Consider the following 14152-nt stretch of genomic DNA (forward strand, 5'->3'; position numbering starts at 1 on the left):
CTTGAACAACAAAACCACCGAAAGACTGCTTGCCGCAACGCAGGACATCTGGGAAGGCTATCTGAACCATCCGTTTGTCCACGGTATTGCCGACGGCAGCCTCGACATTCAAAAATTTCGTTTTTATCTTCTGCAGGATTATGTTTATCTGTTTGATTACGCAAAGGTATTCGCGCAGGGCGTTGTCAAGTCCCGTGATCCCGAGATCATGCGCGTGTTCGCAACCTCGGTGGCGAATATTCTCGGCGGCGAGATGAATATTCACCGCGGCTACATGGGCCGTCTCGGCATCACCGAGGAGGATGCCGAGCGCGTCAAGCCATCGCTGAATAACGAGTCTTACACCTCATATATGCGCGCTGTTGCGGCCGAGGAAGGCCCTGCAGAGATCATGGCGGCTGTGCTTTCGTGTGCACTCAGCTATGAGTATATCGCTAAATGGATTGTGGCCAACTACCCGAACGCCGATCAGCATGAGTTCTACGGTGAGTGGGTACAGGGCTACGCATCCGAGGACTATGCGGCAGAAAACCGCAAGCTGGTCGCTTATATGGAGCGCCTGAGTGAGGACTATACCGAGCCGCAGCTTGCGCGTCTGACCGATATTTTCGTCGCATGCTCGCGCTACGAGGGCATGTTCTGGGACATGGCCTGGAACGAGGCGATGTAAGCCATGCTGGAGTTTCGCAACGTCGTTTTTCAGTACGACAGTGAGGATTTTAATATCATAGACGGTCTATCCTTCCATCTCGAGAAGGGAGAATTCGTGTCGGTCATCGGGCCGTCCGGCTGCGGCAAATCCACGATTTTCCGCCTGACCAACCAGCTTCTGCCGCGCAGGAGCGGTGAAATTCTGGTGGACGGCAAGAGCATCGACGGACGGCGCGGCTACTGCGGTTACATGCCGCAGCGCGACCTGCTGTTTCCGTGGCGCACGGTGAACGAAAACCTGCGTCTGCCGATGGAGATTCGCGGCGGCTTTTCCCGCGCGGAGATGGACAAGCGTGTGGCGGAAACGCTTGAGCACGTTGGTCTGGCTGGCTGGGGCGACAAGCGCCTGGAGGAGCTTTCCGGCGGTATGCGTCAGCGTGCGGCATTCGCGCGTACGCTGCTGACCGGCTCGGAACTGCTGCTGCTCGATGAGCCGTTTTCCGCGCTCGACTTTCTCACGCGCATCACTATGCAGGAGTGGCTGCTCGACCAGTGGGAGCAGGACAGCAAGACCGTCCTGTTCATCACTCACGATGTAGAGGAGGCTATTTTCCTGTCCGGCCGTGTTCTGGTCGTGGAGGATACGCCGATCCGCAAGCTGCACTCGTTTGAAGTGCCTGCGCCGTATCCGCGCACGCGTGCGTGCCTGACCGACCCGAAGATGCTCGAGCTGAGAGAAAATCTGATTTCGCTGCTCAGAAAAGAGGTGCAGGCATGAAAAAGAATGCAAATCTGCCCGCACTGATCTTTATGTTCGCGCTGCTCATCGTCTGGCAGTGCATAGCCATGGGCATGGATGCGGCCTACATTCTGCCGTCGCCGACACAGGTGCTTGTGCGCCTGTGGGAGCTGCGCAAACCGCTGTTCACCGCACATCTGCCGGCTACCATGCTGTGTACCGGAGTCGGCCTTGCGATCTCGATCGCGCTCGGTCTGCTGCTCGCCATCGTAATGGACGCGAGTCCGTCGGCGGAGAAAATGCTGTACCCGCTCATCGTCGCTTCACAGACCATTCCGACAACCGCACTTGCGCCGCTGTTTGTGCTCTGGTTCGGCTACACGATCTGGAGCAAGGTGCTCGTCACCGTGCTCATCACGTTCTTCCCGATCGCAATGACCGTGTTTGACGGCTTCCGCTCGGCGAAGACCGATATGGTCGATATGCTCAAGACCTTCGGCGCAGGCAAGAAGGAAATTTTCCTCAAGCTGAAGATTCCGGCAGCGCTGCCGTACTTTTTCTCGGCGCTCAAAATGGCGATCCCGATGTCGATCATCGGCGCTGCAATCGGCGAGTGGCTGGGCGCACAGGCCGGTCTCGGTTATTTCAGCCGCCGCATGATGACGCAGCTGGACGGCGCTGGCGTGTTTGCACCGATCGTACTGCTGAGCGTGGTTGCGATGATCGCAGTAGGCATTGTAAGCTGGTTGGAAAAGAAGATTATCACCTGGCGCAGCAGCTTATAAACTTGATAACACAATTTTAAGAAAAACGAAATTTTTGTTCTAACATAAGGAGAAAATTACATATGAAAAAGCGTATTCTTGCACTTCTGGCAGCAGGCACCATGCTGCTGACCGGCTGCGGCGCACAGAACGCCGCACAGTCTGATGCGGCAAACAGCGGCAGCGATGATCTGCAGCACCTGACCGTTGTGCTCGACTGGTATCCGAATGCTCTGCACGCATTCCTGTACGAAGCACAGGAGAAGGGGTACTTCGCCGAGGAAGGTTTAGATGTGGATATCCAGTCTCCGGCAGGCGTAAACGATGCAATGAGCATGGTTGCCGCCGGCAAGGCAGATATCGGTCTGTACTATCAGCAGGATGTGATTCAGGCTCGCGCAGAGCAGAATGTGCCGATCAAGTCCATCGGTGCGGTAGTTCAGGGTCCGCTGAACATCATCCTGTCGCTCAAGGACAAGAACATCACCAAGCCGCAGGATCTCGAGGGCAAAACGGTCGGCTATGCAGGCACCGAGCTTTCCGAGGCACTGGTCCGCAGCATCATGCAGTCCAACGGTGCCGATCCGAACAGCGTGAACATGGTTGACGTTGGCTTCGACCTGATGAGCTCGATGACCACCGGCAATGTTGATGCAACCATCGGCTGTCTGGTTAACCACGAGGTACCGCAGATGGAGAAGGAAGGCTTCGAGGTCAATTACTTCTTCCCGGATGATTACGGTGTTCCGAAGTATTACGAAGGTATTTTCCTCGCAAGCGATGATATGATTGCGAACAATTCCGATACGCTGAAGGGCTTCCTGCGCGCTTGCAGCAAGGGCTTTGAGGACTTCAAGAGCAATACCGACGATGTTCTGCAGGTTCTGCTCGACAATCAGGACGAGGCAAACTTTGCACTTGATCCGGATGTAGAGAAGAAGTCCTGTGAGACGCTGCTGCCGCTCATGGAGACCGAGGACGCCAAGTTCCTTTCTCAGACCGAGCAGTGCTGGCAGGAGAACATTGACTGGATGTACGATCAGGGTCTGATTGCAGAGAAGCCGGATGTTTCCGACGTTATGGTAAACCTTGACTTCTAAAAGTACGCATATAGAACAGGGGACAGAGCATTGACTCTGTCCCTTTTGTGTTATCCGTCCAGCTTGTCGATCATTTCGCGCATTGTGTTCGCGGAACGCTGCAGCTGTGCCAGTTCTTCCTCGGAGAGCGGAATATCCAGCACGGCTTCCGCGCCGTTTCGTCCGACGATGGTCGGCACACCCAGACAAATACCGTCCACGCCGTAGTGTCCGTGAATCATCGAAGTGACCGGCAGCACGGAATGTTCATTGCGTACAATGGCCTCCGCGATGCGCCGCACCGCCATGCCAATACCGTAATAGGTTGCGCCTTTGCTGTCGATAATCTGATACGCTGCATCGCGCACATGCTCGTAAATGCGGGAAAGCTCATCTGCAGGCTTGGTGATGCCGGCAATGCGGCAGTAATCGTCCAGATCGGCACCGGAGATATTAGCGCTCGACCATACCGCCAGCTCGCTGTCGCCGTGCTCGCCAATGATGAACGCATGCACGTTGCGACTGTCCACGCCAAGCCGCTGTCCGAGCAGATACTTGAGCCGCGCGGTATCCAGCACGGTACCGGAACCGAGTACACGTCCGGCAGGGAAGCCGCTCAGCTGCTGCGCCAGACAGGTCAGCACATCGACCGGATTGGACACAACCAACAGAATCGCCTCACGATTGACTGCCGTAAGCTGTGCAATGATGGAGGACAGGATGCCTTTATTGCGTCCGAGCAGCTCCAAACGGCTTTCGCCCGGTTTCTGGTTTGCGCCTGCCGCAATGATGATAAGACCGCATTCGGCGAGGTCAGCATAGTCTCCGGCCATGACGCGGCACGGCTTGCTGAACGCCACACCATGATTGATGTCCGCAGCTTCACCGATAGCCTTGTCGCGGTTCATATCCACGAGTACCAGATCGGAGAACAGTCCGGAAACCGCCAATGTGTATGCGCAGGTCGCGCCGACAAAGCCCACGCCGATCACGCCGCATTTTTGAATATTCGTCATATTGGATACACTCCTTCTGCGAGTAGTATATCCGTTTTGTTGTTGGAAAACACATGGCTTTGTGCTATACTTATACTGTATTTTTATAGGCAATATCAGTTCAGGAGGATAGGACTATGAATAAATGGTTACGCGCTGTCTGCGTCGGCGCGGCTGCCGCTGCCATGCTGACCGCTTCGGCCTTTGCGGCAAATTATACGAATTGTGCAGATTCACTGCACGAAATGGGTCTGTTTCAGGGCACGCAGAACGGCTACGATCTCGACCGCACGCCGACCAGGGCGGAAGCGGCTGTTATGCTGGTGCGTCTGCTCGGCAAGGAGGCTGAGGCCAAGGCGCTGACGTATACTGCACCGTTTACCGATCTCAAGGGATGGGAAAAGCCGTATGTGCAGTATCTGTACAGCAACGGTCTGGCAAATGGCACGAACCGGACGACCTTCTATCCGACCGGCAAGTGTACCGCGCAGATGTACGCGGTGTTCCTGCTGCGTGCGCTCGGCTACTCGGATACGGCGGATTTCAGCTATGCGAACGCGATAGAGACTGCTCGTGAGCAGGGTATTTACGACACCGGTATCATCAACACGCAGAATTTTCTGCGCGATGATGCTGCAGCGGCAAGCTACACGGCGCTGTCCGTTTCACCGAAGAACAGTGAAGGCACGCTGCTGGACCAGCTTGTCAGCGAAAACGCGATAACCGAAGCGAACGCGAAATCGTATCAGAATCTGTTTTCGACCTACGCGCAGTACCGCGAGGCAACCGCCGGTATGGATGCTCTGCTGCATTACTCGGTCAACAGCGAGTTTGCGTCTCCGGTGGCTGTGGCCCATGACGACAAGATCGTCATGCAGGTGCAGACGAGCGAGACCACCGTATTCGACCGCGAGAAGAACGAACTGCTCACCGACCGCAAAATGACGCTTTCCGCGCCGAATACATCGGATAAGCAGCTGCTGACGCAGAGTTATCTGTCGGACGGTGCGCTGTATCACAAATTGAACGGCTCATGGTCGGCAGAGCTGGTGACTGCCGCTGAGCAGGAGAGCCTTGCCGCAATGTATGGCCGCGTACCGCTGGTGTGTGTCGATTCGCTGAGTCAGCGTGCAGATAGCTGGACCATTACCTGTGCCGATACGCCGAACGCGTACACCGAACTGCTCTGGTCGGTCGAAAGTGCACTGGGTGATTTAGACGAAGCCGTCCGGCTGCAGCCGACTACGGTAACGCAGTCGGTCAGCGGCGGTACGATTCGCAGGCAGAGCGTTTCTGCAGCCTTCACGCTGGACGGCATGACGGCAGAGCCTGTTATCATCAGCACACTGGGTAAAACCGGTGCAGATGCTGTGCTGAACGCGCCCAAGTAAACGCATAAGTTCCGCCTTTTTCGCATATTTGTGTGATACGGAGGTGCGGAGATGGAGAGACGGCTGAAATGCGGCGTTTGCGCCGCGGCGGCACTGGCGCTGGTGCTGTGCTTTGGCATGGAGCAGAAAACCCGTGCAATGCAGACGGCAGGGAACACCGAAGTTACGCTCGTCATCGATGCCGGACACGGCGGCTTTGACGGCGGTGCGGTCGGCGCGGATGGAACCGCCGAGCAGGATATCAATCTGAGCATTGCAAAACGGGTGCAGGTGCTGGCGAATTTCTTCGGTGTGCCGACTGCTATGACGCGGCCGGATGAAAATGCACTTGATTACGACCCTTCCCGCACGGTGCGAGAGAACAAAATCGCGGATATCAAGGCGAGAGAAAAGCTGGTAAACAGCATTCCGTCACCGGTGTTTCTGAGCATTCACCTGAATAAATTCAGTGACGCACAGTACCACGGTGCACAGGTGTTTTACTCGACAGGGAATGTGCAGGGCAAGCCGCTGGCCGAGCAGATACAGCAGTGCCTGATTGACGGCTGCGACCCATTGAATCATCGCAAGGCTAAACAGGCAGACAGCGCCATCTATCTGATGAAAAAGCTGGACTGCCCGGCGGTTATCATCGAATGCGGCTTTCTGTCCAATCCGGCCGAAGAAGCGCGGCTGCGGGACGAAGCCTATCACAAACAACTTGCTGCCGCCGTGATCTGCGGATATTTACGCAGCCAGAGCGGTATGTAACGGAGGAAATATGAAGCAAAAGACAGTTTTTCTGTGCGGTGACTGTGGCTATGAAAGTCCGAAATGGTACGGCAAATGCCCGTCCTGCGGCGCATGGAACACCATGAGCGAATTCAAGGAGAAGCCGGTTTCGGCGGCACGCGGCACGAATACATTTCAGCGCGGCGAATCGCGGCCGACGCTGCTCAAGGATATTGATACCGGAGACGAAAGCCGGTTCCATTCTGGAATCGGTGAACTCGACCGCGTTCTCGGCGGCGGCGCTGTACACGGCTCGTTTGTGCTGGTCGGCGGTGAGCCGGGCATCGGCAAATCGACGCTTCTGCTGCAGATGTGTCAGGAAATGTGCAAAAACGCACGCGTGCTCTATGTTTCGGGCGAGGAATCGCTCAAGCAGATCAAAATTCGTGCGGCACGCCTGCACATTTCTTCACCCGAGCTGTACATCCTTGCAGAGACCGACATGGAGCAGATCATCAACGAAACCGAGCTGCTCGAGCCGGATATTCTGATCGTGGACTCTATCCAGACGGTCTACAAGCGTGATTTAACTGCCGCTCCCGGCGGTACAACGCAGATCAAGGAATGCGCGATGAGCCTGATGCAGTACGCGAAGAATCGCAACGTGACGATTTTTATTGTTGGTCATGTCAACAAAGAGGGTACGCTGGCAGGCCCCAAAATCCTTGAGCACATGGTGGACTGTGTGCTGTATTTCGAGGGGGAATCCGCCGGTCCGTTCCGCTGTCTGCGTGCGGCGAAAAACCGTTACGGCTCGACCAATGAAATCGGCGTGTTTGAGATGAGCGATCACGGTCTGCTCGAGGTGCAGAATCCGTCTGCGGCTATGCTGGCCGGTCATCCGCAGGGTGCGTCCGGCAACTGCATTGCCTGCGTGATGGAGGGCAGCCGTCCTCTGCTCGCCGAGGTGCAGGCACTTGCTGCAAAAACGCAGTTTGGTGTGCCGCGCCGCACCGCTGCCGGCGTGGACTACAACCGCATGGTGCTGCTGCTCGCCATTCTGGAAAAACGCTGCGGGCTGTTTCTGTCATCGAGCGATGTGTACGTCAACGTCGTCGGCGGCATGCGGCTGGACGAGCCTGCCGTGGATTTGCCGATGGTGCTGGCAATCGCATCTAGCTTTCGGGACAAGCCGCTGCCGGAAGGCGTCATGAGCTTCGGCGAGGTCGGTCTGACCGGCGAGCTGCGTGCGGTATCCAATCCGGGACAGCGTATCAATGAAGCATATCGTCTTGGTTTCCACACCTGTATCATGCCTATGCAGGATGTGGACGAGGACCTGCTGCAGAAAATGAATATTGTGCGTGCGAAAACCGTCGGTGACGCGATTCGTGCCGTATTGTAAGCATAATTTTCACCTCCTCTCCGCAGACTAAACTCAGTTTGCGTCAGAGGAGGTTTTGCATTTGGAGAAAAAGATCCGCGCGGTGCTGCTTACGACGGCAGGCGTGCTGACGGCGATGCTGTTCTGGTCGTGGAAGCACCGTCCGCCGGAGGCGTTTTTGGTACGCACAGCGGCCGCTGAAACGCAGGATATCTACAATAGTGTGACGATTTTCGGCACGGTAGAGTCCGCAGAAAGCACAGCGGTTTGTCCGGCGGAAAATGCCGTAGTAAACGCAGTGTATGCTAAGGCAGGCGACACCGTACAGAAGGGTGATATCCTGTGCACGCTGACTGATATCGGCAGATCGCAAACAGCTGCGGATTACTGGCAGACTGCACAGAGCGTGTTTGCAATTTCCGGCACGGTGAACACTGTCACCGCCGAGGACGCTCACGCGCTGTATGCACCGATGGACGGTACTGTGCTGACCGTTCCGGAGGCGGGCGAGAGCGTATCGGCCGATATGCCATGCATACAAATTGCGAATCCGGATAAGCTGCGCGTGCGTGCGCAGTCTCCCGAGCTATATGTAGGAGAGCTTGCTGTCGGGCAGCGCGCTAACATCACATTTTCGGCAGTGGACGGCACCTTTCACGCCGAATTGACCGCAATCGCGCCTGCGGCTGTGAAAACCTTTAGTCTGACAAACGAAGATGCCGAAGCAACCGTTGAGGTGCTGCTTGATTTGAACGGCTCAACCGAAAATCTGCGCCCCGGCTATTCCGCGACCGTTAAGGTATTCACAGACCATCGAGACGATGCTGCGGTTGTCCCATATGAAGCAATTTGCCAGCGTGGAGAACAAGAGTTTGTATTCTGTGTGCAGGACGGCCATGCCGTGCAGTGCGCGGTACAGACCGGCTATCTGCTCGAGGATACGGTTGAAATTATAGACGGCTTGCCGACCGGTGTATCGGTCATTCTGTCACCGCCCGATGAATTGACTGACGGTGATCCGGTGGAGGTACAGACATGAGACTTCGGGATATTCTATCACTGGCGGCGCATAATCTGCGGGAAAGTCCGCTGCGGACGGCACTTTGCGCGCTTTCTGTTGCGGTTGGAAGCGGCGCACTGCTGCTTATCCTTTCCATTGGTCTGTATGGGCGAAAACAGGTGGACGCCGGTTTGCAGACACTCGGCGTCAGCGGTTTATCGGTGTACACGGAAAGCGGACACGCGGGAACGATACTCTCGGCAGCACTGGCGGATGAGATAGAGCAGGATGTGGACGGCATTCGCACGCTGATGCCGATCAAGGCGCAGAGCGGCACCGTGCGTGTCGGACACACGACCGAACACGCGGTGTTCCTTGGTACGGACGAACGGCTCGGTGAGGTCATGCAGCTGGAATTGCTGGCAGGCTCGCTGCCGAACGCATGGCAGAGCGCAAACGCGGAGCCGGTTGCCGTGGTCGGTGATGATCTGGCGCAAACGCTGTACGGACGGACAAATATTACCGGACGGCAGATTCGGCTAAAGGTAAACGGCACCGACCGGTATTTTACGGTATGCGGTGTTGTGCGGGCGCAGACGGGGGCATTCGGCGGAATGCTGTCGGCGGTTGCACCGCATCTGGTCTATGTGCCGTATGCGTGTATCGCGTCGCAAACCGAACGCACGGATCAAGTGTTCGTGCAGTGCATTTCGCAGGCAGATACTGCTTCGGTCAGCTCTCAGATCGAAAAGTACCTGACCGATCGACAGCAGGTGCGCGGCGTGCATGTACAGAATATGTCGGGTGCGGTGCAGACCGTACAGCAGCTTGCCGAAATGGGAATCGGCCTGTTTGCCGCCGTCGGTGCGGTAACACTGTTTGTCGCGCTCATCGGTGTGATGGGAAGCATGCTGGCTGCCGCTCACGAGAAAACAGGGGAGATCGGCATTCTGCTGGCGCTCGGCGCACAGCCGCATGATATTCGCCGGACATTTCTCCTGCAGGCTGTGCTGCTGTGCCTGTTCGGCGGAATCGTCGGTCTGGCAGCCGCAGGTGCGCTCCTGCACTTCGGAGCCGCACTGCTCCTGCCGGAAGGCCGTGTGTTTGCCGGATTGCTGATACTTTCCACACTCAGCGGAGCCGCTGCCGGACTGCTCCCGGCGGTTCGTGCGGCCGCTCTCGATCCAATCGACGCAATGTGCAAATAACTCTTTTCTTTCGCCTTCATTTGTGCTATCATTAACAGTGACAAATAACAAATAGGGCGACTGTACCGTAGAAAGGAATGGAGTTTGCATGCGCCATATTATTGATTTATGTGATTTAACGGAAAAGGAATTTTCCGATCTGTACAAGCTGGTCAGCAATATTATCGACCGACCGGAGGGCTATGTAGATGCCTGCCGCGGCAAGGTGCTGGGCAGCCTGTTTTATGAACCTTCTACCCGTACCAACCTGTCGTTTTCCACCGCAATGATGAGACTGGGCGGCAGTGTTGTCGGTTTTTCCGATCCGAACGCCACTTCTGCGTCCAAGGGCGAAACGCTCAAGGATACTATCAACATGGTATCCAGCTATGCGGATATGATCGTCATGCGCAACCCGCGAGAGGGCGCAGCCAAGGTAGCTTCAATGTACTCGTCTGTGCCTGTCATCAATGCCGGCGACGGCGGTCATCTGCACCCGACCCAGACGCTTGCCGATATGATTACCATTCTGCGTATGCGCGGCTCGGCTGACGATATGAAGATTGGCCTGTGCGGTGATTTGAAGTACGGCCGTACCGTGCATTCTCTGCTGCATTTTCTGCAGCGGTATCATAATGTACAGTTTTATCTGATTGCACCTGATGCACTCAAGCTGCCGGACTATATGGTAAAATTCCTGAAAGACAACAATATGCCGTTCTGCGAGGTAGACAGCATTGATGAAGTTCTTCCCGAGCTGGATGTGCTGTACATGACCCGCATTCAGCGCGAGCGCTTTGTCACGGCAGAGGAGTACACAAACCTTGAAGGCAATTATCAGCTGACTGCTGAGAAGATGAAGCGCGCCAAGAAGGACATGCTGGTGCTTCATCCGCTGCCGCGTGTTGATGAGATTGCACAGGACGTGGATGATGATCCGCGTGCGGTCTACTTCCGCCAGGCGCGGTTCGGCATGTTCGGCCGTATGGCACTGCTGCTGACGCTGTCCAAGCTGCCGTTCGAGCGTGCCGGTCATCATGAAATCGGTGCAGATCCCGGCATCCGCTGCTCCAACCACAAGTGCATTACGCGAAGCGAGCTGTATGTACCGCTGCACGGCAAGGTCGGTGACCGCTGTCCGTACTGTGATGCCGCGCTGGAGATGCAGCTGTAATAAAAAAAATAAAGAGTCTGTTGCAGAACAGGTCCGCAAAGAACGCAGGGACGAAAGGTCGCATAAGGCATTTCGTCCCTGCGTTTGTTTTCAAAAATGGGTGGTTTGATCTTGTTTCACACCTAATCATAAAGCAAAAAGACGAGTAAGCAATCCCTTTCGGGAAAACTTACCCGTCTTTTCTTACGCACTATTTTGCAGCGCGCCCTTTTATGTTACTTATCGCTGTTTTTCGGCTGTTTTACAGGCACACGCTCACCGTTCGGCCGGATTTCCGCCAGCGGATTTCTTGCCGCAGCTTCGCGCATGTTTTCATTCTCGATGTGGGTGTAGATCATGGTCGTATCCACACTCGAGTGACCAAGAATGCTTTGCAGCGTGCGGATATCCACGCCGTTCTGATACATGAGCGTTGCTGCTGTGTGACGCAGCTTGTGCGCAGAGTATTTTTTCTGATCGAGACCAGCCTGACCGATATATTTCTTTACCAGCCACTTGACCGTCTGTACGTTAATACGGTTGCGCTTTTTGCTGACAAACAGCGCGTCCGCGTCCTGCTCGTTCGGCTCCAGGCGTTTGGGCAGATACTGCTCGAGCGCGGCGAGACACGCATCGTTGAGAAATACCGTCCTCTGCTTGCCGCCCTTACCGAGCACGCGCACGGTATCGTCCTTGAAGTCGGTCAGATTCAGACCGACCAGCTCGGAAACACGCATGCCACAGTTAAGGAAAAACGTCAGGATGCAGTAATCTCGCTCGGCATACGGGCCGGTGACAGATTCCAGAAGCCGCACGCTGTCGTCCGTTGTAAGATAAGTCGGCAGAGATTTACGGACAGTCGGCGCTTCCAGTCCGCTGACCGGATTGACCTCTAAAACATGCTGTTTATCGGTCAAATACCGGAAAAATGCGCGTATCGCAGAGACCTTGCGTGCACGCGAGTTGACACTCAATCCGTAATTGGTGTGGTTGCTGTTCTGCTGAGTTGGGCGGCTCTGCGCCATGTATTCCAGATAATCATAGGTGTCCGACAGCGTGATATCACGGATAAAATCCAGATCAATGTCGCTGATGTCGATCTCATCAAGCGGAAGATTTTTATCGACTGCGCCTTTGTTGTGCTTGAGTACGCGAAAAAACAGCCGCAGATCAAGATAATACTCGTGTGCGGTTTTTGCGGATTTGCCGCGTATTGTGGAAATATAGGTTAAAAAATCCCGCAAAACGCGCGGTGCGTCTGCGGCGTATTCGTTCATCGGCTTGTCCATTGCTGCGCTCTCCTCGCCTGCTGTGATACTGTATTTATTATAACGCATTCTTCAATTGGCGTCAAACTTGCAATTTTCGGAAAAACAACGTATAATAAAGCCAACAACTTCACGGAAGGGGCATGGCTGATGAGCCGAATTTTTATTCAGCGCGGAGATATTACCCAATGCACGACAGATGCGATTGTAAACGCTGCCAACACGTCCCTGCTGGGCGGCGGCGGTGTGGACGGTGCCATTCATCGAGCGGCAGGACCGGAGCTGCTGGCGGAATGCCGCACGCTCGACGGTTGTCGGACTGGCGAAGCCAAAGCAACACGAGCATATCGTCTGCCATGTCGGTATGTCATTCATACACCGGGACCAATCTGGCGCGGTGGACATGCGGGTGAGGCGGTACTGCTGGCAGGCTGCTATCAAAACTGCCTGCGCATTGCATCTGAATTAAATTGCAAAACCGTGGCGTTTCCGTCCATCAGCACCGGTGTATATCGCTTTCCGCTGAACCGTGCCGCTGAAATCGCTATTCGTACGATTGAGGAATATCTCTCAACTCATGCAGAAATTGAGCAGGTAAGCATGATCTGCTTTGATGGAACCACGCTTTCGGCGTATCAAAACGCGCTTTCTGAATGGGAGGCTAACCATGTCTAAAAATCCGAATCAAAAGCTGAAGCTGCTGTATTTATACCAAATCCTGCTGCAGCGAACGGATGAGAACCATAAACTCACCACAGATGAACTGCGTGCGGCGCTCGAGCGCTGCGGCATTACCGCTGAGCGCAAAAGCATTTATTCGGACATCGAAGCACTCCAGAATTTTGGTCTGGATGTAATTTGTCAGAGAGGTACCGGCGGCGGCTATTACGTCGCGTCGCGCGAGTTTGAACTGCCCGAGCTCAAGCTGCTCGTGGATGCAATTCAGTGCTCCCGCTTTATCACCGAGAAAAAATCCAACGAGCTCATCGGCAAAATCGAGCACCTCACCAGTGACCATGAAGCACATACGCTCCAGCGTCAGGTGTATGTTTCCGAACGTGTGAAAACGCTTAATGAGCAGATTTACTACAATATTGATGCGCTGCATGCGGCCATATCCAACAATGTCCAGATTACGTTTCGCTATTTCAACTGGGTGCTGAATTTCTCTGCCAGTCCGCGCATTCAAAAGCAGTACCGCCGAGATGGTGCGCGCTACCGCGTCAGTCCGTGGGCACTGACGTGGGACAATGAAAATTACTATCTGATTGCCTTCGATCACGATGCCGGTGAAATCCGCCACTACCGCGTAGATAAGATGGATTCACTTGTGCAGACCGACCTGCCTCGTGAGGGTAAACAGCTGTTCGACGATCGGTTTGACGCGGCAGCCTACTCCCGTAAGGTGTTCGGCATGTTCTCCGGCGAGGAGAAAACCGTGAAGCTGAAATGCCTGAACCGCTTTATCGGTGTCATGCTCGACCGCTTTGGCAGCAGTCTGCGTCTGTTTCCGGCGGATAACGAACATTTTTATCTGGATGTGGATGTTGTCGTCAGTCCGCAGTTTTTTTCCTGGGTGTTCAGTCTGGAAGGCGATGTACGCATTGTAAACCCACCGGAGGTCTGTGAAGCGTTTGAAAAGCAGATTCACAAATTCATAGACTAAGTACCGTTTAACGTACTTTCCTTTTGTTATACTATGTACAACAAAAGGAAAGGGGATGCGCAAGATGAACTGCACTCTCGAATATGTAAACGGACACATTGAAGTATATGACGGAACCGGCGCGTTTCTTTTCTCTGCCGACACCAAGCAGGAGGCGCTTGAAG

Annotated in this window: 14 protein-coding genes; 12 read left to right on the top strand and 2 right to left on the bottom strand. The window is 54.9% G+C overall.

What is annotated here, in order from left to right; genetic code table 11:
* Position 1: 1 nt before the first annotated feature.
* The 4 genes from tenA (at position 2) to IEY11_RS06970 (ending at position 3254) form a co-directional block, all read left to right on the top strand.
* Positions 2 to 670: a thiaminase II gene (gene tenA / locus IEY11_RS06955; protein WP_188886167.1), complete on the top strand. Its 669-nt coding sequence runs from the start codon at positions 2 to 4 to the stop codon at positions 668 to 670.
* A 3-nt stretch (positions 671 to 673) separates the two neighbouring features.
* Positions 674 to 1429, top strand: coding sequence for an ABC transporter ATP-binding protein (locus IEY11_RS06960; RefSeq protein WP_188886168.1), 756 nt, complete (start codon positions 674 to 676; stop codon positions 1427 to 1429).
* Positions 1426 to 2175, top strand: coding sequence for an ABC transporter permease (locus IEY11_RS06965; RefSeq protein ID WP_118729874.1), 750 nt, complete (start codon positions 1426 to 1428; stop codon positions 2173 to 2175). Before IEY11_RS06960 ends, IEY11_RS06965 begins: the two co-directional genes overlap by 4 nt.
* A 62-nt stretch (positions 2176 to 2237) precedes the next feature.
* Positions 2238 to 3254: an ABC transporter substrate-binding protein gene (locus tag IEY11_RS06970; RefSeq protein WP_118761195.1), complete on the top strand. Its 1017-nt coding sequence runs from the start codon at positions 2238 to 2240 to the stop codon at positions 3252 to 3254.
* A 50-nt stretch (positions 3255 to 3304) separates the two neighbouring features.
* On the opposite strand, the gene IEY11_RS06975 is transcribed toward IEY11_RS06970, so the two are convergent.
* A complete protein-coding gene (locus IEY11_RS06975; RefSeq protein ID WP_188886169.1) occupies positions 3305 to 4249 on the bottom strand; it encodes an L-lactate dehydrogenase in 945 nt (314 codons plus the stop codon).
* 116 nt (positions 4250 to 4365) lie between these two features.
* On the opposite strand from IEY11_RS06975, the gene IEY11_RS06980 reads away from it, so the two are divergent.
* The 6 genes from IEY11_RS06980 (at position 4366) to pyrB (ending at position 11075) form a co-directional block, all read left to right on the top strand.
* Entirely contained in the window at positions 4366 to 5619 is a 1254-nt protein-coding gene (locus IEY11_RS06980) for an S-layer homology domain-containing protein (protein ID WP_188886170.1), read from the top strand.
* Positions 5620 to 5670: 51 nt separating this feature from the next.
* Positions 5671 to 6369 (top strand): N-acetylmuramoyl-L-alanine amidase, encoded by a 699-nt coding sequence (locus IEY11_RS06985; RefSeq protein WP_118729871.1) that lies wholly within the window; start codon positions 5671 to 5673, stop codon positions 6367 to 6369.
* Between the two features lie 10 nt (positions 6370 to 6379).
* Positions 6380 to 7735 (top strand): DNA repair protein RadA, encoded by a 1356-nt coding sequence (gene radA, locus IEY11_RS06990; RefSeq protein WP_110436803.1) that lies wholly within the window; start codon positions 6380 to 6382, stop codon positions 7733 to 7735.
* Positions 7736 to 7796: 61 nt separating this feature from the next.
* A complete protein-coding gene (locus tag IEY11_RS06995; RefSeq protein WP_188886171.1) occupies positions 7797 to 8753 on the top strand; it encodes an efflux RND transporter periplasmic adaptor subunit in 957 nt (318 codons plus the stop codon).
* A complete protein-coding gene (locus IEY11_RS07000) occupies positions 8750 to 9922 on the top strand; it encodes an ABC transporter permease (RefSeq protein ID WP_188886172.1) in 1173 nt (390 codons plus the stop codon). The genes IEY11_RS06995 and IEY11_RS07000 overlap by 4 nt, the downstream gene beginning before the upstream one ends.
* 88 nt (positions 9923 to 10010) lie before the next feature.
* Positions 10011 to 11075 carry an aspartate carbamoyltransferase gene (gene pyrB / locus IEY11_RS07005; RefSeq protein ID WP_188886173.1) on the top strand — a complete coding sequence of 355 codons (1065 nt, stop codon included), beginning with the start codon at positions 10011 to 10013 and terminating at the stop codon, positions 11073 to 11075.
* A 215-nt stretch (positions 11076 to 11290) separates the two neighbouring features.
* On the opposite strand, the gene IEY11_RS07010 is transcribed toward pyrB, so the two are convergent.
* Positions 11291 to 12343: a tyrosine recombinase XerC gene (locus tag IEY11_RS07010; RefSeq protein ID WP_118761201.1), complete on the bottom strand. Its 1053-nt coding sequence runs from the start codon at positions 12341 to 12343 to the stop codon at positions 11291 to 11293.
* Between the two features lie 129 nt (positions 12344 to 12472).
* Between IEY11_RS07010 and IEY11_RS07015 the strand changes: the two genes are divergently transcribed.
* Both IEY11_RS07015 and IEY11_RS07020 read left to right on the top strand, forming a co-directional pair.
* A complete protein-coding gene (locus IEY11_RS07015; RefSeq protein WP_188886174.1) occupies positions 12473 to 12997 on the top strand; it encodes an O-acetyl-ADP-ribose deacetylase in 525 nt (174 codons plus the stop codon).
* Positions 12990 to 13988, top strand: coding sequence for a helix-turn-helix transcriptional regulator (locus IEY11_RS07020; RefSeq protein WP_118285766.1), 999 nt, complete (start codon positions 12990 to 12992; stop codon positions 13986 to 13988). The genes IEY11_RS07015 and IEY11_RS07020 overlap by 8 nt, the downstream gene beginning before the upstream one ends.
* Positions 13989 to 14152 lie beyond the last annotated feature (164 nt).

The sequence above is a fragment of the Butyricicoccus faecihominis genome (genome assembly GCF_014648015.1).
Classification (GTDB): Bacteria; Bacillota; Clostridia; order Oscillospirales; family Butyricicoccaceae; genus Agathobaculum; species Agathobaculum butyriciproducens.

Excerpts from the sequence above, each read along its gene's own strand:
- IEY11_RS07010 (WP_118761201.1), bottom strand. The coding sequence starts at position 12,343 with ATGGACAAGCCGATGAACGAATACGCCGCAGACGCACCGCGCGTTTTG.
- IEY11_RS06985 (WP_118729871.1), top strand. The coding sequence starts at position 5,671 with ATGGAGAGACGGCTGAAATGCGGCGTTTGCGCCGCGGCGGCACTGGCG.
- pyrB (WP_188886173.1), top strand. The coding sequence starts at position 10,011 with ATGCGCCATATTATTGATTTATGTGATTTAACGGAAAAGGAATTTTCC.
- IEY11_RS06980 (WP_188886170.1), top strand. The coding sequence starts at position 4,366 with ATGAATAAATGGTTACGCGCTGTCTGCGTCGGCGCGGCTGCCGCTGCC.
- IEY11_RS06965 (WP_118729874.1), top strand. The coding sequence starts at position 1,426 with ATGAAAAAGAATGCAAATCTGCCCGCACTGATCTTTATGTTCGCGCTG.
- radA (WP_110436803.1), top strand. The coding sequence starts at position 6,380 with ATGAAGCAAAAGACAGTTTTTCTGTGCGGTGACTGTGGCTATGAAAGT.
- IEY11_RS06975 (WP_188886169.1), bottom strand. The coding sequence starts at position 4,249 with ATGACGAATATTCAAAAATGCGGCGTGATCGGCGTGGGCTTTGTCGGC.
- IEY11_RS06970 (WP_118761195.1), top strand. The coding sequence starts at position 2,238 with ATGAAAAAGCGTATTCTTGCACTTCTGGCAGCAGGCACCATGCTGCTG.
- IEY11_RS07020 (WP_118285766.1), top strand. The coding sequence starts at position 12,990 with ATGTCTAAAAATCCGAATCAAAAGCTGAAGCTGCTGTATTTATACCAA.
- IEY11_RS06960 (WP_188886168.1), top strand. The coding sequence starts at position 674 with ATGCTGGAGTTTCGCAACGTCGTTTTTCAGTACGACAGTGAGGATTTT.
- IEY11_RS07015 (WP_188886174.1), top strand. The coding sequence starts at position 12,473 with ATGAGCCGAATTTTTATTCAGCGCGGAGATATTACCCAATGCACGACA.
- IEY11_RS07000 (WP_188886172.1), top strand. The coding sequence starts at position 8,750 with ATGAGACTTCGGGATATTCTATCACTGGCGGCGCATAATCTGCGGGAA.